The 23,329-nt window shown below is 34.7% G+C and carries 17 protein-coding genes and 1 tRNA gene; 5 read left to right on the forward strand and 13 right to left on the reverse strand.

Annotated elements, in window-relative coordinates:
- Nucleotides 1-61: 61 nt before the first annotated feature.
- Nucleotides 62-1,957: a PrkA family serine protein kinase gene (locus BN1058_RS06675; protein ID WP_090854671.1), complete on the reverse strand. Its 1,896-nt coding sequence runs from the start codon at nucleotides 1,955-1,957 to the stop codon at nucleotides 62-64.
- Nucleotides 1,958-2,225: 268 nt separating this feature from the next.
- Here BN1058_RS06675 and BN1058_RS06680 point away from each other — a divergent pair, with 268 nt between their 5' ends.
- The 4 genes from BN1058_RS06680 to BN1058_RS06695 all read left to right on the forward strand — a co-directional run bounded on the left by BN1058_RS06680 (nucleotide 2,226) and on the right by BN1058_RS06695 (nucleotide 5,779).
- A complete protein-coding gene (locus BN1058_RS06680) occupies nucleotides 2,226-3,152 on the forward strand; it encodes a metal ABC transporter solute-binding protein, Zn/Mn family (RefSeq protein ID WP_090854674.1) in 927 nt (308 codons plus the stop codon).
- A 119-nt stretch (nucleotides 3,153-3,271) separates the two neighbouring features.
- Entirely contained in the window at nucleotides 3,272-4,024 is a 753-nt protein-coding gene (locus BN1058_RS06685; RefSeq protein ID WP_090854677.1) for a metal ABC transporter ATP-binding protein, read from the forward strand.
- Nucleotide 4,025: 1 nt separating this feature from the next.
- The gene (locus BN1058_RS06690; RefSeq protein WP_090854680.1) at nucleotides 4,026-4,898 is read left to right on the forward strand and encodes a metal ABC transporter permease; all 873 of its coding nucleotides are present in this window, start codon (nucleotides 4,026-4,028) and stop codon (nucleotides 4,896-4,898) included.
- Complete coding sequence (locus BN1058_RS06695; RefSeq protein WP_090854683.1) at nucleotides 4,895-5,779, forward strand: metal ABC transporter permease; 885 nt, start codon at nucleotides 4,895-4,897, stop codon at nucleotides 5,777-5,779. The genes BN1058_RS06690 and BN1058_RS06695 overlap by 4 nt, the downstream gene beginning before the upstream one ends.
- A 26-nt stretch (nucleotides 5,780-5,805) precedes the next feature.
- On the opposite strand, the gene trmL is transcribed toward BN1058_RS06695, so the two are convergent.
- The 5 genes from trmL to BN1058_RS06720 all read right to left on the reverse strand — a co-directional run bounded on the left by trmL (nucleotide 5,806) and on the right by BN1058_RS06720 (nucleotide 10,500).
- The gene (trmL, locus tag BN1058_RS06700; RefSeq protein WP_090854685.1) at nucleotides 5,806-6,285 is read right to left on the reverse strand and encodes a tRNA (uridine(34)/cytosine(34)/5-carboxymethylaminomethyluridine(34)-2'-O)-methyltransferase TrmL; all 480 of its coding nucleotides are present in this window, start codon (nucleotides 6,283-6,285) and stop codon (nucleotides 5,806-5,808) included.
- A gap of 74 nt (nucleotides 6,286-6,359) precedes the next feature.
- Nucleotides 6,360-7,226, reverse strand: coding sequence for an amidase domain-containing protein (locus BN1058_RS06705; protein WP_090854688.1), 867 nt, complete (start codon nucleotides 7,224-7,226; stop codon nucleotides 6,360-6,362).
- A 52-nt stretch (nucleotides 7,227-7,278) separates the two neighbouring features.
- Nucleotides 7,279-8,427 (reverse strand): tRNA epoxyqueuosine(34) reductase QueG, encoded by a 1,149-nt coding sequence (gene queG, locus BN1058_RS06710; RefSeq protein ID WP_090854692.1) that lies wholly within the window; start codon nucleotides 8,425-8,427, stop codon nucleotides 7,279-7,281.
- 10 nt (nucleotides 8,428-8,437) lie between these two features.
- Entirely contained in the window at nucleotides 8,438-10,150 is a 1,713-nt protein-coding gene (locus BN1058_RS06715) for an ABC-ATPase domain-containing protein (protein WP_090854695.1), read from the reverse strand.
- Between the two features lie 276 nt (nucleotides 10,151-10,426).
- Nucleotides 10,427-10,500 (reverse strand) — tRNA-Gly (locus BN1058_RS06720).
- Nucleotides 10,501-10,828: 328 nt separating this feature from the next.
- Between BN1058_RS06720 and BN1058_RS14160 the strand changes: the two genes are divergently transcribed.
- On the forward strand, nucleotides 10,829-10,963 hold the full coding sequence (locus BN1058_RS14160; RefSeq protein ID WP_141652125.1) for a lmo0937 family membrane protein: 135 nt from the start codon (nucleotides 10,829-10,831) through the stop codon (nucleotides 10,961-10,963).
- Nucleotides 10,964-11,061: 98 nt separating this feature from the next.
- Here BN1058_RS14160 and BN1058_RS06725 read toward each other — a convergent pair whose 3' ends face one another.
- From BN1058_RS06725 to BN1058_RS06755, 7 genes are all read right to left on the reverse strand, one after another.
- Nucleotides 11,062-13,713: a cation-translocating P-type ATPase gene (locus BN1058_RS06725; protein WP_090854698.1), complete on the reverse strand. Its 2,652-nt coding sequence runs from the start codon at nucleotides 13,711-13,713 to the stop codon at nucleotides 11,062-11,064.
- A 345-nt stretch (nucleotides 13,714-14,058) separates the two neighbouring features.
- On the reverse strand, nucleotides 14,059-14,961 hold the full coding sequence (locus tag BN1058_RS06730) for a 5'-3' exonuclease (RefSeq protein WP_090854701.1): 903 nt from the start codon (nucleotides 14,959-14,961) through the stop codon (nucleotides 14,059-14,061).
- Nucleotides 14,962-15,188: 227 nt separating this feature from the next.
- A complete protein-coding gene (locus tag BN1058_RS06735) occupies nucleotides 15,189-17,093 on the reverse strand; it encodes a glycoside hydrolase family 13 protein (protein ID WP_090854704.1) in 1,905 nt (634 codons plus the stop codon).
- Between the two features lie 43 nt (nucleotides 17,094-17,136).
- Complete coding sequence (locus BN1058_RS06740; protein WP_090854707.1) at nucleotides 17,137-19,545, reverse strand: glycogen/starch/alpha-glucan phosphorylase; 2,409 nt, start codon at nucleotides 19,543-19,545, stop codon at nucleotides 17,137-17,139.
- A gap of 43 nt (nucleotides 19,546-19,588) precedes the next feature.
- Complete coding sequence (glgA, locus tag BN1058_RS06745) at nucleotides 19,589-21,019, reverse strand: glycogen synthase GlgA (protein ID WP_090854710.1); 1,431 nt, start codon at nucleotides 21,017-21,019, stop codon at nucleotides 19,589-19,591.
- 22 nt (nucleotides 21,020-21,041) lie between these two features.
- The gene (gene glgD / locus BN1058_RS06750; RefSeq protein WP_090854712.1) at nucleotides 21,042-22,148 is read right to left on the reverse strand and encodes a glucose-1-phosphate adenylyltransferase subunit GlgD; all 1,107 of its coding nucleotides are present in this window, start codon (nucleotides 22,146-22,148) and stop codon (nucleotides 21,042-21,044) included.
- Nucleotides 22,149-22,158: 10 nt separating this feature from the next.
- A complete protein-coding gene (locus BN1058_RS06755; RefSeq protein WP_090854715.1) occupies nucleotides 22,159-23,322 on the reverse strand; it encodes a glucose-1-phosphate adenylyltransferase in 1,164 nt (387 codons plus the stop codon).
- Nucleotides 23,323-23,329: the final 7 nt, after the last annotated feature.

The raw sequence follows: 23,329 nt of genomic DNA on the forward strand, positions 1-23,329 counted from the left end.
TACATAGTAGAAAGAAATAGAAGCCTTCACCACTCCTTCAAGTGAAGGCCTTTAGCTTTATTTAACGATTTAATAAACTACCAACATAACGAAGGAGGTCGTTTGCTGAGGTAGAATTGTAACCATATTCATCAATTAATGTTGCGACAACTTCATTCATTTTCTTTAATTGTTGCTCATCTGGTGTTTTCGTTGATGTGGTTATTTTAACAACATCTTTTAAATCAGCAAATAATTTTTTTTGAATGGCTTCTTTTAAACGCTCATGTGATTGATAATCAAATTTCTTACCTTTCCTAGCGTAGGCTGAAATACGAATAAGTATCTCTTCACGGAAGGCTTTTTTTGCATTTTCTGATATGCCAATTTGTTCTTCAATCGAACGCATGAGCTTTTCATCTGGGTGAATATCTTCTCCGGTTAATGGATCTTGTAATTTCTTTTGATCACAAAACGCTTCGACATTATCTAGATAATTATCCATTAATGTTTTGGCTGACTCATCATACGAATAGACAAATGCTTTTTGTACTTCCTTTTTAGCTAATTCATCATATTCTTTTCGTGCAATCGAGATAAAATTCAAATAATTCTCTTTCTCTTTTTTTGTAATTGATGGATGCGCATCTAAGCCATCTTTTAAAGATCGCAATACATCAAGTGCATTGATTGATGTCATTTCTTTTTTAATAATCGTAGATGAAATACGATTAATTACATAACGTGGGTCAATACCACTCATACCTTCATCATGAAACTCTTTTTTTAAGGCGGGAATATCTGCTTCACTAAAACCATCTACTGTTTGACCATCATATAAGTACATTTTTTTCACTAAACTTATATTTCCTTTGGTAGATTCCTTTAGTCGGGTTAAAATTGTGAAAATGGCCGCAATACGTAATGTATGTGGAGCAAGATGCACATCTTTTATATCACTTTCTTTAATCATTTTTTGATAAATTCGTTCTTCCGCACGAAGCTTTAAATTATATGGAACTGGCATTACAATCATTCTGGAATGTAATGCTTCGTTTTTCTTGTTAGCAATAAATGAACGGTATTCGGCTTCATTTGTATGTGCCACAATCAATTCATCTGCTGAAATTAAAGCAAATCGACCTGCTTTAAAATTCCCCTCTTGTGTCAATGACAATAAATGCCAAAGAAATTTCTCATCACTTTTTAACATTTCCTGAAATTCCATCAAACCTCGATTGGCTATATTTAATTCACCATCAAACCGATATGCTCTTGGATCAGATTCAGAGCCATATTCTGCAATCGTAGAAAAGTCAATGGAACCGGTTAAATCTGCAATATCCTGTGACTTAGGATCCGAGGGACTGAATGTACCAATTCCGGTTCGTTTATCTTCTGAAAAAAAGATTCGTTCAATCACAACATCTTCAATCTTTCCTTTATATTCTTTTTCTAATCGCATGGTATTTAATGGTGAAAGCTGTCCTTCTATCCGAATACCATAATCCTCTTCAAATTCTTTGCGCAAATGTTGTGGAATGAGATGTAACGGGTCTTCATGCATTGGACAGCCTTTAATCGCATAAACAGCTCCTTCATCTGTATAGGTGAACGATTCTAATCCTCTTTTTAACAAGGTAACAATAGTTGATTTCCCCCCGCTTACGGGCCCCATTAATAATAAAATTCTCTTTCTTACATCTAATCGTTTTGCAGCAGGGTGAAAATATTCTTCCACAAGCCTCTCTAATGCTTCTTCTAAACCAAAAATCTCTTCTTCAAAAAAACCGTACTTTTTGTGTCCATTTATTTCCTCTATACCATGTTGTTGAATCATATGATAAATCCGTGAGTGTGCTGATTGTGCTAGATATGGATGTTCCTTTAGTAACTCTAAATATTCAGCGAACGTGCCTTCCCACTTCAACTTTTCCTGTTCTTCACGATATGCCTTCACTTTCGCTAATATATCCATCAAGTTTCCCCCTTAATGAAATCCCTAAAACTAGATACTTCTAATCTATGATGGAATGAAGGATAAAATGAATAAGCCCAACTAATGACAAGAAAAATAGACGCTAAAATGGAACATTACAATTTCTATTTTATTAAAACTTAACTGAAAAAAATTCTCATTTACTGTTGACTTTTTTAGTCTTGCGCATATAATTTTACCTAAGGAAACTTTTTAAGCAGAGTGCATAAAATTATGACTGTTTAATATCAAAGGAGGAAATAAAAGCATGATAAGAAAAGGTTTATCTATGTTGCTAGCGATAATGGTATTCATTAGTTTAGCAGCCTGTACAAATAAAGATGTTAGTAAGGATGGAAAAAAAATTAAAGTAGTTACTACCATTGCTCAAATTGCGGATATTGTTAAAAACGTTGGTGGTGAACATGTCAATGTAATAAGTTTAATGGGACCAGGTACAGATCCACACCTTTACAATGCCGTACAGGGCGATATAAAAAAGTTAAATGATGCAGATGTCATTTTTTACAATGGTTTACATTTAGAAGGACAGATGGGTGAAATTTTCGAAAAAATGCAAGAACAAAAACCAACCATACCAGTTGCTGAAAATATTCCAGATAAATATTTATTAAGCGATCCGAGTAGTCCATCCATTCCTGATCCACACGTATGGTTTGATATTTCTAATTGGAAATATGCGGTTGAATCAGTGCGCGATAACTTAATTGCGTTGGATGAAGCAAATAAAAACAGTTATACAAAAAATGCAGCTAACTATTTAACTGAATTATCTGAATTAAATGACTATGTAAAAAAACGAACAAAAGAAATATCTGAAGAAAGTAGAGTACTTGTAACAGCACATGATGCATTTAATTACTTTGGTGAAGCCTACGGATATGAAGTAGTTGGTCTACAAGGCTTAAGTACAGAATCAGAATATAGTGTCAGCGATGTACAACACATTGTTGATATTTTAGTCGATAGAGATATTAAAGGTGTTTTCGTGGAAAGTAGTGTTTCTGAACGATCAATCAAGGCCGTTGTTGAAGGTGCTAAAGAAGCTGGCCATGAAGTATCTATTGGCGGTGAGTTATATTCCGATGCTATGGGAGAAGAAGGAACAGAGGAAGGAACCTATTTCGGTATGTTCAAACACAATGTTGATACAATTGTAGATTCACTTAAATAATGTAAAACGTAATGATATTCATATTTATCATGCTTAAAATAGCTAGGATGGATATGGATATCACGCTTTTATAAAACTTTTATCTATTTGTATGTTAATAAAATAGGAGGAATATTCAAATGAACGCTATTACTGTACAACAACTAAAAGTTATTTACGATAAACAACCCGTACTACAGGATGTATCCTTTCAAATTCCATCCGGTTCTTTAACTGGTATTGTTGGTCCAAATGGTGCAGGTAAATCAACTTTAATAAAAGCAATGCTTCATCTCATTCCTAGAAAGTCTGGTGATATTCATGTTTTTGATAAACCATATGCACAACAAAAACATTTAATCGGTTACGTTCCCCAACGGAGTGAAGTAGATTGGGATTTTCCAACTAATGCTCTTGATGTTGTCTTAATGGGAAGATACCGTCAAATTGGTTTCTTTAAAAGAGCAAAGCAAGAAGAAATAAATTGGGCAAAAAGTTGTCTAGATAAAGTTGGCATGCTTGATTATGCCAATCGTCAGATTAGTCAGCTGTCTGGTGGACAACAGCAACGCGTATTCTTAGCACGCGCACTTGCACAAAATGCGAGTATCTATTTCATGGATGAACCATTTGCTGGAGTCGACGCACAAACAGAAAAAGCAATTATCCAATTAATGAAAGAATGGAAAGAGGAAGGAAAAACAGTACTTGTGGTACACCATGATCTTCAAACGGTAAAAGATTATTTTGACCATGTTCTACTATTAAATAAAACACCTATTCAATATGGAGAAACACAAAAAGTATTTACTTTAAATAATTTAGAAAGAACGTATGGAGGTAAAATATCCTTTTTAGATAAAACTCCTGCCATTCTCCAAGGAGGTGAATGAAATGGTTGATTTCATTTCATCACTTCTTGGTAGTGCAAACTTTCGTTGGGTATTAACAGGAAGTTTATTACTCGGTTTTGCTAGTGGAATGATAGGTAGTTTTGTATTATTAAAGAAACAAAGTCTGATTAGCGATGCAATGGCACATGCTGCATTACCAGGTGTGTGTATCGGTTTTATGATTTTTCAAGAAAAATCATTACCTGTTCTACTTATTGGGGCAGCGTTAACTAGTTTAATTGCTACACATTTAATTCAATTGATTGTAAATCATTCTCGGATAAAATCAGATGCTGCAATCGGAATCATTATCTCTGTCTTTTTTGGTTTTGGAATCGTTCTGTTAACCTTTATTCAACAAAATTTCACAAGCAATCAAGCAGGATTAGATTCCTTTATATTCGGTCAAGCAGCATCTCTTATTCGTAGTGATGTTCAATTAATTGCAGTTAGTTCAATAATCCTGGTGTTTATTTCAACACTATGTTTTAAAGAATTTAAAATTAGTATTTTCGACCCTTCTTTCGCAAAAAACATTGGGATTAATGTTAAATTTTTTAACGGATTATTGCTTGCATTAGTAGTTGGAATTGTTGTTATCGGTATTCAAATGGTTGGCGTTGTCTTAATTGCTTCTCTATTAATCACTCCTGCTTTAGCAGCAAGATACTGGACCGATAATTTAAGTGTCATGGCATGGTTAGGTGGTATTTTTGGTAGTATTTCCGGTATGACCGGAGCGATAAGTAGTACCATGATCGGTGACTTACCGACAGGTCCAATGATTGTATTAAGTGCTTCAGTCATTTTCTTTATTAGTTTATTATTAGGAAAAAGTAAAGGCTTAGTAACAAAGGCGGTGAAAGTTAGATGAGTTATACATTTTGGATTATTTTAACCGGATGCCTGGTAGGATTAACTTGTGGTATTGCAGGTTCTTTGCTCGTATTAAGAAAAATGTCTATGATCGCAGATGCTATTAGCCATACTGTTTTACTAGGAATTGTAGGTGCATTTTTCGTAACTCAATCTTTAAATGGTATTCCTATGTTAATTGGAGCGGCTGTCGTTGGATTGTTGACTGCGTATTTAGTTGAGTTATTAAGTAATTCTGGTGTACAATCGGACGCATCGATTGGTGTTGTCTTCACATCTTTATTCGCCTTAGGAGTAGTGCTAATTTCTTTTATAGGAGATCAAGTCCATCTTGATACAAAACACGCTTTAATGGGTGAAATTGCGTTTGTTCCGTGGGATACGTTACAAATCAATGGAGAGTCTTATGGGCCTGTGGCTGTTTGGATGCTTGGCTTTTCCTTACTATTTAACATACTATTGATTACCTTATTCTACAAACAAATCAAAATGTCAACTTTTGATCCTCAATTTGCAGCATTAGTAGGTATACCTCTCACTTTTATTCATTATTTATTAATGACGATGGTATCCTTCTCAACTGTAGCATCTTTTAATAGTGTTGGTGCTATCCTGGTTGTAGCCATGTTAATTGTACCGGGAGCTACGGCATATTTATTATCGGATCGATTCCTACATGTCATTATATTAAGTGGCGCCGTCGGTGTACTGTCAGCACTTCTAGGCTATCTATGTGCATCTTTCTTTAATGTTTCTATCGCTGGATCAATGGCTACAATGACTGGCGTTTTATTTTCACTAGCTTTTCTATTCAGTCCAAAGCACGGTATTGTGTTTAAGAAAATAAATAGTGGATACGAAGCAATAAAAGTTAAATAAAAAGCGAGCTATAAGCTCGCTTTTTTTTAATGCATATTAGGAAATCCTTGTTGCTTTAACACATCATAGACAATGATCGCTGCTGTATTCGATAGATTCAAGGAACGAACTTTATCATTTTCTGCCATTTGTATTCTTAGACATTGGTCTTCTTTCCCTTCAAGTAAAGGCTTTGGAATACCATTTGTTTCACGTCCAAAAATAAAAAACAATTCTTGATTTGAATCACTAAAGTCAAAGTCACTATAATATTTTTTACCGAAATTTTCAATATAATAAAATGTGCCTTTTGGATAGTTTTGATATAATTCATCAAGTGAATCATGATATAGAATAGTAACATCATGCCAATAATCTAACCCTGCACGTCTTAACATTTTATCGTCTGTCGAAAATCCTAATGGACGAATAAGATGTAATGTTGCATTGGTAGCTAGACAAGTTCTTGCGATATTACCGGTATTCGCCGGTATTTCCGGTTGATATAATACGACATGTAATCCCAATTTGTTCACCTCTAAAACAGTAATAACCTGCTTATTATAGCATATTTCTGTAATAATTGCTGATATCTATATCACTAATCACCAATCCGAAAAAACTTATACTGACATTTTGGTGTCCATGCGTAAGAATCTTCATAACTCCAATAACGATGACGACTATTATTGGTATGTGCATTTACTAGTGGCATCCCTTGTTGATCTTTCATCACAACTATTGTATTGTGATCCCACTTTCCATCACCTTCGAAATCATAACAAATGATATCCCCAGGTAATAGTTGTGTTGGATCATCCAATTCCTTTCCTCTAAGTCCTTGGGTTGAACCACTTAAATACCAACGTAAAGAATGAGCAACTGCCCAGCTATAAGACCATGTGTTATTATGATACCACCAGCCTTTTGATCGATTTGGATACCCGCGCATTGGAGCTCCACCGGCATACAACGCTTGAGAGACAAAATTTGTGCAATCTACATCAAAATGCTTAAATGCAGGGTTATAATCATCCCACCATCGTTCTGCATAATTAACAGCAGCACGACGATCATAGACAAAACGATCATTTTTCACTGTTTCTATCCAATCATAGCGTTTATTATCTAGAGCTAAATGACCATCGTCTCTAATTTTTTTAATTAATTTGTCTTCTATAAATTTTCCCTTATAGAATAATGCCTCATGTTCATTTACTTGTTCTTCATGATAAAAAAATGAACCTTGTTTTACTAGAAAAGTCGCACGTAATAAGTAGTTTACTCTTAATTCTTTACGTTCCATATGCATCCGTCGAATTAGTGTACCTAAACCAGTAATATGTGGTACATTGCTCCCTCTTTTTTTATGGAACTGTTTTTTATGTGCTATCCAATTACTTTTATTTTGAGTTATTTCTTTACATTGGTCTTCCCAATACTTTGTTAACTCTTTCGTTAATGACATAGCCATTCACTCCTCTATTCATACCTTATGCATGAAAAGAAGTGTAAATGTTTTAACTTTTTTCTACTTGTTTCAATTCATATGTTAAGCCTTTGTCCATTTCATTCAAGACATCTTCATCCTCTTCATTCGTTTGCGCTTGTCTTATCGCTTTAAATCCTTCTTTTGTACCAATCTTACCGATTGCCCAAGCTGCCGTACCACGAATAACAGGCCGAGGATCTACTTTCATTAGTCGAATAAGTTCAGGAATAGCGGCTTCGTCTTTATAATGCGCTAATGCAATAATCGCATTTCGTTGAATTGGCTTTTTTCCACGCCATGAGCCAGCCATTGAACCAAATCTTTCTTTAAATTCTCTATTAGATATAGACAGTAATGGAATTAATTCTGGTTTCACTAAATCAGGTTCTGGCTCTAATTCTGGATGTAGGTGGGTATCTACTTGTTTATTTTTTGGACAGACAACCTGACACGTATCAAAACCATATAATTGATTTCCCATAATTTCACGATATTTATCAGGAAGAAATCCTTTTGTTTGTGTAACAAAAGCGATGCAATTTTGTGCATTCAGACGTCCAGGTTCTACTAACGCTCCAGTAGGACAAGCATCTAAACATTTTGTGCACTCACCACATCCATCATCTACTGGCTCATCCGGAGGAAAAGGAATATTCGTAATCATTTCACCTAAATAAACATACGAACCAAACTCAGGGGTAATAATCATTGTGTTTTTTCCACTAAACCCTATTCCCGCACGTTCTGCAACAGCTCGATCTGATAGTTCTCCTGTATCTACCATTGATCGACACTGAAATCCTGGCACTTTACTCGCAATGAAAGTACTTAGTTTATCCAGTTTTTCATTTAATACATGGTGATAATCCATTCCCCAAGAAGCTCGACAAAAATTCCCTCTTCTGGATCCTTTACTACTTTTAGGTGGTTTCTTCATTCTTGAGGGATAGGCAACAGCAATCGCAATGATAGACTCCGCATCAGCTAAATGTAATACAGGTTCCGTGCGTTCTTCAATCGTACCTTTTTCAAAACCAGATTGGTAACCATCATCTTGTTGCTGTTTCAAACGCGATTTCATTGCCGAAAATTCGTTTGCTGCTGCAAATCCAATCTTGTCTATTCCTATTGATTTACTATAGGTAATTATTTCTTGCTTTAGAGTCTGATAAGCCATAAAAACCACCCTATTTCGTATTTTGCTCTACTTTGGCTGTTCGAATACGGTTTAATGTTGCCGCAATTTCATGTCTACGTGGACGTGCTAAATCACCTGGATGTTGATTAGGAAAAGGTGCAAATGTTGCTAAGCCTTTTTTATCCATTGTTTGTTCTATCTCATCAAGTAATTGATACATTGTTTTCTCTTTTGTTAACCGATTCTTTTTATCTAAAAATTGAATGATCTCAGCAATCATATTTGTTTGTGAAACATCGACTAATTGTTCCACATTTGCCAAATCAATGTCTGTTTTCCCCATGATCACTTTACGTAACCCTTTAGCTTGTACTTTTGTCTTATTTCCTTTTTTCGTTTGTAACGTATCTGGTAAGAACTTTCTTTGTGATATAGGGCCGAAAGCTTGATGCTTAGCCTCCAATCTTTTAATTGGATAGGACGCTGCTATTTGATTTGCATGATCAGTTACATTATAGACATGATAATGATCTAACATAATGACTTGATCAGCAACATCAAAATAATCTCCCGACCCACCCATAACAAAGATAGTAGAAATAGCTAATTCATTTTTCAATTGATCTATTCTATCGATGAACGGCGTTATTGGCTCTTTATCTTCATGAACTAAAGCTTGCATTCGTTGATCCCTTATCATAAAGTTCGTCGCACTTGTATCTTCATCAATTAATAATGTACTTGCACCTGCTTCCATCGCTTCTATTACATTTGCTGCTTGCGACGTGCTACCACTTGCATTATCTGTAGAAAATTGCTTTGTATTTTGTTTTTGCGGTAGGTCTTTAATAAATGGAGAAATATTTACCCCAGTTACTTTTCTCCCATCTTCTGCGCGTACCTTCACTGCATCTGGATCTGTTAAAACATATTCTCTACCGTCACCTTTGATATGATTGTATACCCCTCGTTCTATAGCGGATAATAATGTACTTTTTCCATGATAACCACCACCAACGATTAAGGTAATTCCTTTTGAAATAGCCATACCAGTAATAGGTGTATCACGATGGGGAATCGTAATAGAAACTTTATTTTCTTTTGGACTCTGGAATAAAACAGCATTGTGTAATGGTTGATTACTAATTCCACTAGCTCGCGGTAAAATGGAATCATCAGCAATAAAGGAGATCCAATGATTTTTTTTCATTTGTTCACGTATTGATTGATGTTGATCGGAAAGCTTTACTACTTCTTCAATCGATACATCTGAAATAGTGAAAATAGATTCTGATAAAATGGTTGGAATGGCATCAAAAAATAATTTCCTAGCATCCTTTCCATTTATTTTCCGTCCAAAAGCTGGTAATCCGATCGACAAACATATTGTGACATGTGCATCATCAATTTGCACCGCTGTACGATCAATGATTTCTTGTCCAGGGGTATCAATGTTAATTAAACCACTTTTCCCAGATCCTTTTATAAGAAAGGAATTATTATTAATCGCTTTTGCAACGTACCTAGCAATAAGATCTTCTACATAAATTTTTCTATTGTGACTCTTTTTCCATTCTGGATGTATATTCCGATATGCATTTGGTATAATAATTCTTATTTTTGATGGAGCTGCAAAAGGATCCCCTTGTACATAATCCACGTGTAACTCATAGCGATGAAAAGAATACCGACCTTGAATCGATTTATATGCTTTATACCCTTTACCATCAATTGATTGCAGTTTATTTTGTAATTCTTTCATAGTTCAAACACCTCTACATTATAGAATACTATTTATCTTCTCTATCTTTCAAGCGATTTAAAATTATGCTTTAATCATCAATTATGATTTCTATTAATTCTTAATAGATATATATAATAGCTGTTTTTCGACCACATTAGTTTGGATATCTTACCTTTTTATAATCTTCTGATGCAGTATAATTGTATTACATCAACATGAATGCTAAAAAATTAGACATGAAAAAACGCAATACTTCGTTGTTATCAACGAAATACTGCGTTGGTCACATATGTATGGAGCGGGTGAAGGGAATCGAACCCTCGACATCAGCTTGGAAGGCTGAGGTTTTACCACTAAACTACACCCGCACATTCTTCGAAATTAAATTAATATTTTTTTACGCAAGACATGTCCCTGCATCTTCCAGCTTATTCAAGATGTTTATGCTTCGGGACAACTCGATGATTATTCGTCGATGTTTTGCTCGTGGCTGAGGTTTTACCACTAAACTACACCCGCACATTTAATCGAACGATGTCATAACTTGAATCGATGTTTAATAGTATAACAATTAAAGACAAACCTCGCAACAATATTTTGCAAAAAAATTTCTTTTTCATTGACTTTTTATATTGAACAATCAGTTTATTGATTAAACAATTGGGTAGGTTAAATAAAAAAAGGCAGGTGAACGTTATGATTTGGACAATTATTGGTATTTTACTACTTGCTTGGTTCATTGGATTTCTTTTTGAAATTGCTGGTGGACTTGTACACATTTTATTAATCATCGCTTTGGTTGTGTTTATCACAAAAATGTTGCGAAAATAAGTTTTCAGTGTATATATACAATCATAAATATCCCTTATTTGTTTAAATTCCATTTAATAAAAGGATCCCCCCTAAAATATTAGAGGGGATTTACTATGTTATCCTTCATTTTTAACTACTTTATTATAAATAACTTTTACTACTTCCATCATGATAACAGCTGCTACAGCTAATCCAGTAGCAATTAGCCAGTCATTCCAACCAAAGGAAGCTGGTATTGCAAAAATATCACGTGTGAAAGGTAAGATGGTAATACTGTAAAGCGCAAAACATACAGCTACTGCACCAAGTACATATTTATTTGTTAATAGCCCAACTCCAAATATTGTCTGCGTATTCGAGCGAGCAGCAAAAGTTTGCAATGTACGGGACAAGATTAAAGTTGTAAATGCCATTGCTACTCCCATTTCAACAGAATGTTGTAATCCAATAAAGTGTGAAATGATTACAGCAATCCCAATAAGACTACCACGTGTGATTACCGCACGCATTGTACCACCTGAGAATATACCTTCATTCACATTACGTGGTTTTCGTTTCATGACATCAGGCTCTGCTTTTTCCATACCTAATGCAATTGCTGGTAACGAATCGTTTACTAAGTTTATAAACAATAATTGTAAAGCAGTAAATGGATTTGACCAACCAAATAATACAGCAAACAGGATAGCAATAATTGCACCTAAGTTACCGGCAAATAAATATCCAATTGCTTTCTTAATATTATCAAAAACGGTTCGGCCAACACCAACAGCATTAACAATGGAAACGAAATTATCATCTGTCAATATCATTGCCGAAGAATCTTTTGCTACATCTGTTCCACTACCCATCGAAATTCCGATATCAGCTTGTTTAAGCGCCGGAGCGTCATTAACACCATCTCCAGTCATTGCTGAAATTCGATCTTTTCGTTGCCAAGCACGAACAATTCTAATTTTATTTTCAGGTGAAACACGAGCATAAACAGAAATTTTTTCTAGTTTTTCGTCTAATTCCTCATCTGACATCGCATCTAATTGTTTCCCTGTTAGTGCAATATCATCTTCATCCATCAATCCTATTTGACGACCAATGGCTTGTGCCGTTGTTTTATGATCTCCAGTTATCATCACCGTTTTTATTCCTGCCGCTTTTGTTTGTTCAATAGAGCCAAATACAGCTTCACGTGGCGGATCCATCATAGCTGTTAAACCAACTAATACAAGGTCATTTTCATCTTCATGACTTAGAACTTCTTTATCATTAGTAAATTGCTTATATCCATATGCTAATACACGTAATGCTTGATTAGAATAGTCTTCATTTGCCCGATTCAGTTTATTTATCCAATCTTGTGTCAAAGGCTTTTCTTCGCCTTGAACTAATATATATTTCGCGCGATTGAACATGACGTCTGGTCCGCCTTTAGTCAACATCATTTTTTTACCACCAAGTGTGTGTAATGTAGACATTAACTTACGATCAGAGTCAAAGGGAAGTTCAGCCTCTCGTTTATGTGTTTCACGCAAGGTTAAATAATCTTGATTATTATCATTGGAGAAATTAATTAAAGCTACTTCCGTTGGATCTCCAACTTCTTTTCCATCATTATTAATATACGAGTCATTACATAAAACAGCAATATCTACAAGTAATCGCTCTGATTGATTCCAATTTTCTGGGCTTTCCGGTAAGTGTTCACTTTCACCTTCCGGAATAAAATAATCAGTTACTGTCATTTTATTCTGTGTCAATGTACCAGTTTTATCTGTACAGATAACACTGGTAGATCCTAAGGTTTCCACAGCAGGAAGCTTACGAATAATAGCATGTTGTCTTGCCATTTTATTCGTACCAACAGATAGAACAATGGTTACAATGGATTGCAGTGCTTCAGGAATAGCTGCAACCGCTACTGCAACAGCAAACATTAAGGCATTCAGTAATTCGGTTGCTAAATCTGCTGTGCCATCTCCAAGCCAGATCCTCGCTGCCTGTACAGCAAAAATAACAACAGATAAAATTAAGATACCAATACCTAGCTTTTTACTGAACACATCTAATTTACGTTGCAATGGTGTTTGTTTTTGTTCTGCGGTAGAAAGCATATTAGCTATCTTACCAATTTCCGTTTTTTCTCCAGTTCCAGTGACAACAAAGGTACCTCGTCCATAAACAACTAATGAACTACTAAATACCATATTTGTTCGGTCACCCAAACCTACCTCTTCTTCAATTGCATCTACTTGTTTTTCAACTGCTTCAGATTCACCTGTAAGTTGACCTTCATTTACTTTTAATGAGCCACTTTCCAAAATTCGTCCATCAGCTGGAATATAATCACCAGCTTCTAAATAGACAATATCACCTTGTACAAGTTCTCGTGCTGGTATTGTCTGCTTGGTACCATTTCGCATAACCTTTGCCTCTGGCGCTGACATATCCCTTAAAGCATCTAAAGAGCTCTCTGCTTTTTTTGTCTGAACAACACTAATGATTGCATTCATAATTAAAACAATGACGATTACAATTGTTTCTACATATTCGCCTAAAATTAACTGCACACCAGCTGCAATCAGTAATACAATAACCATTGCATCTTTAAACGTTTCTAAAAATAATTTCCAGGTAGGTACTTTTTCTTTATCTTCAATTTCATTAAAGCCGTCTCTATCTAGTCTCTTTTTTACTTCAGCAGTTGAAAGCCCCTGTTCTGTTGCATTAACCTGCTGAAGCACTTCCTCTTTGTTCGATTGATAAAAATTCATTCGTCTCACCATCTCCTCACAAGCCACTTTTTTCTAATGAAAAATATCTCTTGCCTTTATTTGATAAGATATTACAATTTTTGCACTTCATTCAAAAGGAGTGTAACTACTTTTTCATTACCTACTTTTTCATAGTCTAAACCAAAGTAGTCAAAAAAAACATAAAAAGACCTTTACCGTCTGTAGATTTACAAACGATAAAGGTCTTGCTAACAACGTTAGTTGCCAATTATGCCGGAGATTATTCTCGTAATGACGACATAATTGTTGCAGCTACTCCCCTTTTATTTAAGTTCAGTATAAATATAAATGCTATTTGTGTCAAGTCAGTTATTTTATTACATTTCACTTATTTTCTTGTGGTAGATAAATCCTCACGTTTAACTCATATTCATTAAGTATATCGCGTATTTGTTGTTGTTCTAAAGCAATAGATAAATCAGTGAGCTTAACGTTTGTTATAAAAGGAATTTCACGATTAATCGTAACTAATTCTTTACTTATTTGAACTGAATCTCTTCCTTCGACTAGTTTCTTTTTATAGCGTTTAAATGTTGGCTCTAATTGATCCAATTCAACAAATAACTTCTCTACTGTTTCATATTGTTGAATTAAAGGTAATGCAGATTTCACACCCACCCCTGGACATCCAGGAATGTTATCACTGGTATCCCCAAGTAATGCTTTGACATCTATCCATTGAGTTGATTCAATCCCATATTCCATTCTAAAGTGTTCGATTGTATAGAGGGTTTCCTTTCTTTTTTGTGCAATAATTTGAGACGTATGTTTATTTAATAATTGGAATAAATCCTTATCATTACTATAAATAAAACATGGTGAAGCCTTTTCGTTTGACCATTTGCTTGATAATGAACCAATGATATCATCTGCTTCATGAGGTGGAACAACGAGTTGTGTTACACCAATCTTATCAAGTATCATTGTGAGTGTCTCATATTGTTCGATAAGTGGATAAGGCAATTCATTGCGAGTTTCTTTATAAAAATCATATTTTATTCGTCTATCCGTTTCTTCTCGTTTCACATCCCAAGCCACAGCTACATGGCTAATGCCATGTTCATTTATTAAATGAATAATCTTTTGCAAAAAAATCCGTAATGCATTTGTATACATTCCTTTACTGTTCTTTGGTAATTGGTCCTCGGTTTTATTGTAAGCTGTCGCAAAGTAACCACGACTAAGTAAATTAAACCCATCAATCAAAAGTAGTCTATCTTGTTCCATAAGTTTTGCTCCTCTCATTCGCTATTCTTCATTGTATCATGCTCCTCTGATTACATTACATGATTTTCTCTGTATTTTTTAATTAAACGTTGTTCTTAATCCACTTTAAAAGTATTATGTATTAAACAATTAAAAAGGACCTATCAACTGAAGTTTACAATTCCAGTTGACAGATCCTCTTTTTATAGAAAACAACCTTTTATTTCATTCAATTTTCCTTTATGTGATTAATCTTGTTGAACAAATAATTGACACGACATTGGTTCTAATCGTATTTGATGACTTGATTTTTGTTGTTTAAATAAGTTATACCAATTCATCCCATTATCATACGGTAATGTTACCTCTTTTTCATCGGTAAGATGACGGTTCATGATAAAGATAAAATGACCTTTTTCTGCTCTATCTCCAAATACATCTGTAGTTGATTGAATAAACCTTTCAAACATGATGATATCTTCATTTAATAAAGTAATTTTCCAATCTCCAGTACGGAGTGCATCATATTTATTTCTGATTTCGGCTATTTTCCGAAACCATTCTAGACGATCATTGTTTTCTTTTCCCCAAGGAAATGGGTGTCGATTTGCTGGGTCTTCCCCTCCAATTATACCTACCTCATCTCCATAATAAATGGAAGGAACACCAGGCAAGATAAAAAGAAATAAACTAATTGATCGAATTTGTTTATCAATCATATCCAATCGTGCCTGATCCTTAAACTGAGGAGATAGTTCATTATCTAAAACAGTAGCCATTCGCTCCACGTCATGACTAGATAACAAATTCATTGTTCCATAAAAATGCTCTTTGGGATAATGTTCGGCTATTGTCATATATTGATTAACAAACCGATTTGCATCACATTTTCCCGCAATATAATCAAACAACATCTTACGCAAAGGATAATGCATGACAGCATCTAATTCATCACCTAGTAAATAGTCTCTACGTTTTCCATAGGCAACTTTATTTGACGCATCCTCCCAAACTTCACCTAATAATACTGCATTCGGATTTACCAATTTCAATTGTTTTTTTATTTTTCGAATAAAGTCATCTGTTAATTCATCAGCTACATCTAACCGCCAATGATGAATGCCCTTTGACTGCCAAAATTGAATAACACTATCTGGTGCATCAACTAGAAATTGCTGAACGGAACCGTGATCTAATTGCAGTGTTGGAAGTGTATTAATCCCCCACCAACTTTCATAATGATCGGGATATGCATAAAATGTATACCAATCAATATAAGGCGAGTCGTTTGATTGATAAGCACCCACAGAATGATATTCACCTTTTTTATTAAAATACACACTATTACTACCAGTATGATTAAAGACACCATCAAGCATGATTTCAATGTTACGTTTTTTTGCTGCTTCAATTAATTGTTGTAAATCTTCTATTGTACCAAGTAACGGATCTATTTTATGATAGTCACCCGTATCATACCGGTGGTTACTTTCTGCTTTAAATATTGGATTTAAATAAATAACAGTAACACCTAACGATTGAATATAATCAAGTTTTTCAATGATTCCTTTTAGGTTACCCCCAAAAAAATCCCATCTGATCACATTTCCAACTTGATCACGAATATAGATTGGCTCATCATCCCAATGTGCATGAATTAATGCGTGATTTGAGGCTTTTTCCATCTCTAGTTCTCCATGCCGATAAAACCGGTCCGGGAAAATTTGATAAATAATTGCGTGCTTCCACCATTTTGGAACTTGTGTGTCTTTTTTGTATACAGTTATTTGCCATGCAGGGGGAAGATCTGGATATGTCGCTCCTCCCCCACTCTCCTCACTGTATTTACGCCCGTAGAAAAAGGAACGGTCTCCATATTTTATTTCAAAATAATACCAAATTAATTGCGGTTGATTTGGCATCGTGATATGTGCAGTCAGTAAATGACTTGAATGATTTCCTGTTTTCTCTTCCATACGAAGTACTTCTTGTTTATCTTCTTTCTCATATATTAGATGCACATACACACTATAATTACTTTCTGTCGTATTAATTGCTATTTGCAAGGTTAATGCCGTAGTGACAGGAAGTGCTCCAAATGGATGACGATAAATCGCTTGAAAGCTATTATGTTTTATTTTCCAATTTGTCATATTCTCTCCCCTCACCTACAGTACTCCATATATCTGTCCATTCTTACTCTAATTTCCAAATATCAGCGGCATAAGAAGCTATCGTATCATCACTTGAGAATCGTCCAGAATAAGCAATATTTATCAGACTCTTTTGATTCCATATATTTCTTTCTTGATAATCATTGCTTATTTTCCTTTGTTGTTTTGCATAATCATCAAAATCCTTTAAAACAAAATATTCATCATTATAGGTTAGCAATGCATGATATATATCCTTAAACACCGCTTCATCTTTCACAAAATCTCCAGGAATAATTAGTTGATCCAGTGCATAACGAATTCGATCATCTGAATGATACAAATCCTTTGCTGTATACTCATTTGATTGCTGATAATGCAATACGTCTTGAGCAGATAAACCAAAAGGATAAATATTTGCCTTACCTACTTGATCAAATAGTTCAATATTTGCTCCATCCATTGTTCCAAGTGTTAGTGCTCCATTCATCATCATTTTCATATTTCCTGTACCTGATGCTTCTTTTGTTGCCGTAGACAACTGTTCACTCACATCTGCAGCTGGAATAATTTTTTCCGCTAATTGATTGGAGAAATTTTCAAGGAAAACAACTTGTAATTTGTCTTTCACATCAGAATCTTGATTGACAACCTTTGAAACTGTATCAATTAATTGAATAATTTGTTTAGCGAAATGATAGCCAGGTGCTGCTTTTCCAGAAAAAATAAATACTCTTGGTGCAAATGGCTTCATTGGATTATTCTTTATTTCACGATATAAATGAATAATATGAATGATATTTAATAATTGTCGTTTATATCCATGTATTCGTTTGACTTGCACATCAAAAATAGCGTGTGGATTAAGTAAGATTCCTACTTCTTGCTTTACATAATTGGCTAGTAGTTGTTTATTATGGTGTTTTACTTGTTGTAGTTTTTCTAGGAAAATAGAATCTGTTTGAAAAGGTAATAGCTTTGTTAATTTTTTAGGAGATTGTAGCCATTCTTCACCGATTGCTTCTGTAATAAGTTGAGAGAGAGAAGGATTCGCAAGCATTAACCACCTTCGATGAGAAATACCATTCGTTTTGTTTATAAATCGTTCTGGAAAAGCCTGATAGAATAAACGCATTTCTTTTTTCTTTAACAATTCTGTGTGTAATTTTGCTACGCCATTTATGGAGTGACTACCTACAATGGATACATGAGCCATTTTAACTTGCCCATCTGCAATTAAGGCTAACTCCGCAATCCGATCAAAATCACCAGGGTATTTTTCCCACATTTGCCGACAGAATCGCTCGTTCATTTCAACTAAGATCATATATATTCTAGGTAAGAATGTTTTCACCCAATTTTCTGGCCATGTTTCTAATGCTTCTTGTAGTGTTGTATGGTTCGTATAAGAGACAGATTGTGTTGTAATTTCCCAGGATTCTTCCCAACTCAAATCTTTTTCATCGACTAAGATACGCATGAGCTCTGGTATGAGAAATGCTGGATGTGTATCATTAATATGAAAACAAAGAAACCGAGGTAAGTCTGACCATGATAACTGTCTTTTTTCATATTCCTTAAGGATCGATTGAATACCAGCAGAAACAAGAAAGTATTCTTGTTTTAAGCGCAGAATTCTTCCTTCCTCTGTTGAATCATCCGGATAAAGAAAATCGGTCAATTCCTCTAATCGACGCTGGTAGGCTAACATGTTTTCCGCATAACCTTCCAGTTTTGCTTTCATTAAGACTTGATCCAAAATTGGTTCTGCGGCCCATAATCGTAAAGTATTAACGGTTTCTGTTTGATACCCTACTATAGGTACATCATATGGAACAGCCCTTACTGTTTCTGCATTTACTAACTGAAATTGCAGTTTATCATTCTGAACCAACGTGTTAATATCTCCACCAAATGAAACATCAATAGCTTCTGTCGGTTTTCGGTATTCCCACATGTACCCTTCACCTAACCAATTGTCTGGTAATTCAAATTGTTTACCGTCTTCCAGTCGCTGATTAAATAATCCATAGCGATACCTTAATCCAACCCCATTTCCTACTAATCCTAGAGATGCAAAGGAATCCAAAAAACATGCTGCCAATCTTCCAAGGCCACCATTACCAAGCCCAGGATCATGTTCATAGGGCTTTATATCTTCCAGAGAAAAACCTAATTCCTCTAAACCACTTTCTACAATTTCATTTACTCCTAAATAATTTAAATGCGTAGCCAATAAACTGCCAATTAAAAACTCCATTGAAAAATAATATACTTGTTTTACCGGTTCTTGTTTATTTCCTGACGTATTTTTCTCTTGAATCCATTCTGCTAATACTGTACTTAATGCAACAAACGCATCTGCATCTGTTGCATTATTAATCTGTTTTCCTTTAGTAGTACGTAATGCCTTGATAAATAACGATTTAAATATCTCTTTTTCTTGCATCATACCATTATCCCCCAATCACCCTTTTGCTACATGAAACATTCGCTTAACCTACAGTAGACTGATATATTTCTAGATACGTTTCAGCAGCATAATCCCATGACAAATTACTATTTGCCATGTTTTCTACGAGTTTTAGCCATTTGTTCTTATTTTGATAGATAGCCAGTGCACGGCGAATGGTATATAACATATCGTGGGCATTATAATTTTTAAAACTAAACCCATTCCCTTCTTCTGTTTGCTCATTAAATGAAGTCACTGTATCAACTAAACCACCTGTTTCTCGAACGATTGGAGCTGATAAGTAACGAAGTGCCAGTAATTGGCCAATTCCACAAGGTTCAAAACGAGACGGCATTAAAAATAAGTCACTAGCCGCATATATGCGTCTAGCAAGTGTCTCTTTAAATTCAATAACTGCTACTACCTTCGTTGGATATCTTATTTGTAAAGATCGAAATAGTGATTCATACGAATAATCTCCCGTACCCAAGACAACTAATTGAACATTATCCTGTTCTACCCATTCATCGATTACTCTCGCTATAAGATCAAATCCCTTTTGCTCTACAAGTCTTGAAACAATTCCGACCATTGGGATGGATTCATCAATTGGAAGACCTAGTTCTTTCTGCAGCATCGATTTATTTTTTATCTTTTCATTAAAACAAGACTCATATGGAAACGGGATTGCATTATCTGTTGCAGGATCATAGGCAGAAATATCGATACCATTAATTACACCTGTCAGTTTTTCCGATCTCTTTCTTAGTACACCATCCAAATTTTCTCCATAATAACTTGTTTGGATTTCTTTGGCATATGTCTTACTAACAGTAGTTACCTTATCTGCGTAATTCAAAGCTGCCTTCATAAAATTGACATTTCCGTAAAACTCAATTCCATCTTCATGCATTACTTGATGATCTAAATCCATCAATTCATGTAAAATAGATGCTGGGAAAATGCCTTGATATTTTAAATTATGAATCGTAAAGACTGTTTTTATCTTATGAAATAGTGGATCGTTTTGATAATGGGTGTGTAAATATAATGGAATTAATCCTGTTTGCCAGTCATGACAGTGAATAACATCAGGGATCCAATCCATTATTTTTAGCATTTCAAAAATGGATCGATTAAAAAAAACGAAACGTTCTGCCTCATCACCAAATCCATATAAATTCGAACGTTTAAAATAGTACTCATTGTCGATAAAGTAAAAGGTAATACCATTACAAGTTAGTGTCTCAATACCTGCATATTGATTTCGCCAACCAAGGCGAACACGGTATGCACCTAAAAGAGTAAGCTGTTCTTTCCACTCATCAGACATCTCTTGATATTTCGGTAATACAACTCTGACTTCTGCTCCTTGTTTCGACAATGCTTGAGGGAGTGAGCCCAGTACATCAGCTAACCCCCCTGATTTCACAAAAGGACTACATTCTGAACCAACCATTAAAATTTTCACAATTATTACTCCTTTTTCTACATTAAAGCCTTTGTCTTTTAGCTACAACAAATGGATTTTCTTTTGTACCAATTAATACTTGCCCACTCGAAATGCTACATTCCTTATCTAAAATGACATGTTTTAATACCGCATCAGGAGCAATTTCACACCGTTGCATAATGATTGAATCTTCAATTTTTGCCCCCTCACCTACTTTTACACTACGAAATAGGATGCTATTTTGCACGTCACCATGAATATGACATCCATTTGCAACCATTGATCGTCTGACAAAAGAATTTTTTGCATATGTTGCAGGTACTTCATTTTTTAATTTTGTCAGAATTGGCGCCTCTGTTTGAAATAAACCATCGTAACTATCATCATTTAACAAACACATACTATTTCGGTAGTAACTTTCAACAGAATGTATAAAGGCATGCGTACCACTGTATTCGTAACCATGTACATGAAGAGAGGACAAATTCGGTATAATGGCATCATTAAATAGATTTGAGTAACCTTTTTCAATTGACAGTTCAATCCAGTTTAGTAATGCTGTTTTCTTCATAATATACATGTTCATATAAATTTGAGTATTCTCTTTCTCATAATCTATTTCAACGACTCTATTATTATTATCTAATGTTAATTTATTAGTAAATTGATGTTCGGGATGCAATTGATCTACGTTTTTATATACTACTGTTACATCAGCTTTCGTAGCAATATGCTCTTCTAAAACATCTTGCATATCAATGTTACAAATATGTTGTGAACCAGTAATAATGATATAGTCCGCTTGCACTCGATGAATAAAGTCAATATTATTGTGAAAATGTTGTAATTCTCCCTTAGATATATCTGTTGGATCATTCCAATCAGGAGGTAAAATAAACAAACCACCATGCTGTCGATCAAGATCCCATGCTTTTCCTTGTTCTAAGTGATCTAATAGGGAACGATATTTTTTCCTAGCAAAAATAGCAATAGAATCAATATTAGCATTGATCATATTTGATATTGTAAAGTCGATCAACCGATATCTTGCAGCAAAAGGTACAGCTCCCGTACATCTGAAATATGTTAGTTCATTCATATTGTCTATCTCTTGATCTAAATTAATTATTCCTGCAATGCGATTCATTCTATCTCTCCTATTTCATCATTGTGACATAATGTGGATCTTTATTTTTGTTACTTCCTACGTAGACACTAATCTCTTCATCATCAGACAAATTGCCGATTACACTATTGTCTTTAATGATACTACCTTCCATAACAATGGCCCGATGAATCCTTACACCCTGGCCAATGCTAACATTTGGCATAATAATAGAATCAGTAATAACAGCATCCTTTGCGACATCTACTCCATAAAACAGAACAGAATGATCCACTTCACCATATATATGACATTTTTCTCCGATCAAAGCATTTTTCACTGTAGCACTTTTGCCAATTAATTGAGCAGGAAGGCTCGGATTGTTAGAATAAATACGCCATGTATGTTCATGCAGATCTAATTGTGTTGTATCTTCTAATAAATCCATATTTGCCTGCCATAAACTCTGAATTGTTCCAACATCTTTCCAATAACCGTCAAATGTATAAGACATTAATTGCTTTTCATCTTTAAGCATTGTTGGAATAATATCTTTCCCAAAATCATGTGAAGATTGGGGATCACTTGCATCAGAAAGTAAATAATCTTTTAAAACATCATATCGGAATATATAAACCCCCATAGAGGCGAGATTATTTTTAGGATTGGATGGTTTCTCCTCAAAATCAACAATTCTTCCTACTTCGTCTGTATCCATAATGCCAAAACGATTTGCTTCATCTAATGGCACTTTAATAACAGAAATCGTTGCATCTGCTTGACTTGACTGATGGAACTCTAACATTCTTGCATAATCCATTTTGTAAATGTGATCACCCGACAAAATCAATACATGCTCTGGCTGATAATAGTCTAAGTATTTTATATTTTGATAGATAGCATCTGCTGTTCCTTTATACCAATCGCCACCTTTTGATTGCATGTAAGGAGGAAGTAAGGAAACACCACCAAAATTTCGATCTAAATCCCAAGCTGAACCAATTCCAATATAATCATTTAACACATGTGGCTCATATTGCGTAAGCACACCTACAGTATCAATACCAGAATTGGTACAATTACTTAGAGTAAAATCGATAATTCGATACTTTCCACCATAAAAAACAGCTGGTTTTGCGATATCATACGTTAACGATTGTAATCTAGTCCCTTGCCCACCAGCTAATATCATTGCTACACATTCTTTTTTCTTCATGTGGTCT

The organism is Paraliobacillus sp. PM-2, from assembly GCF_001368815.1.
Lineage (GTDB): Bacteria > Bacillota > Bacilli > Bacillales > Amphibacillaceae > Paraliobacillus.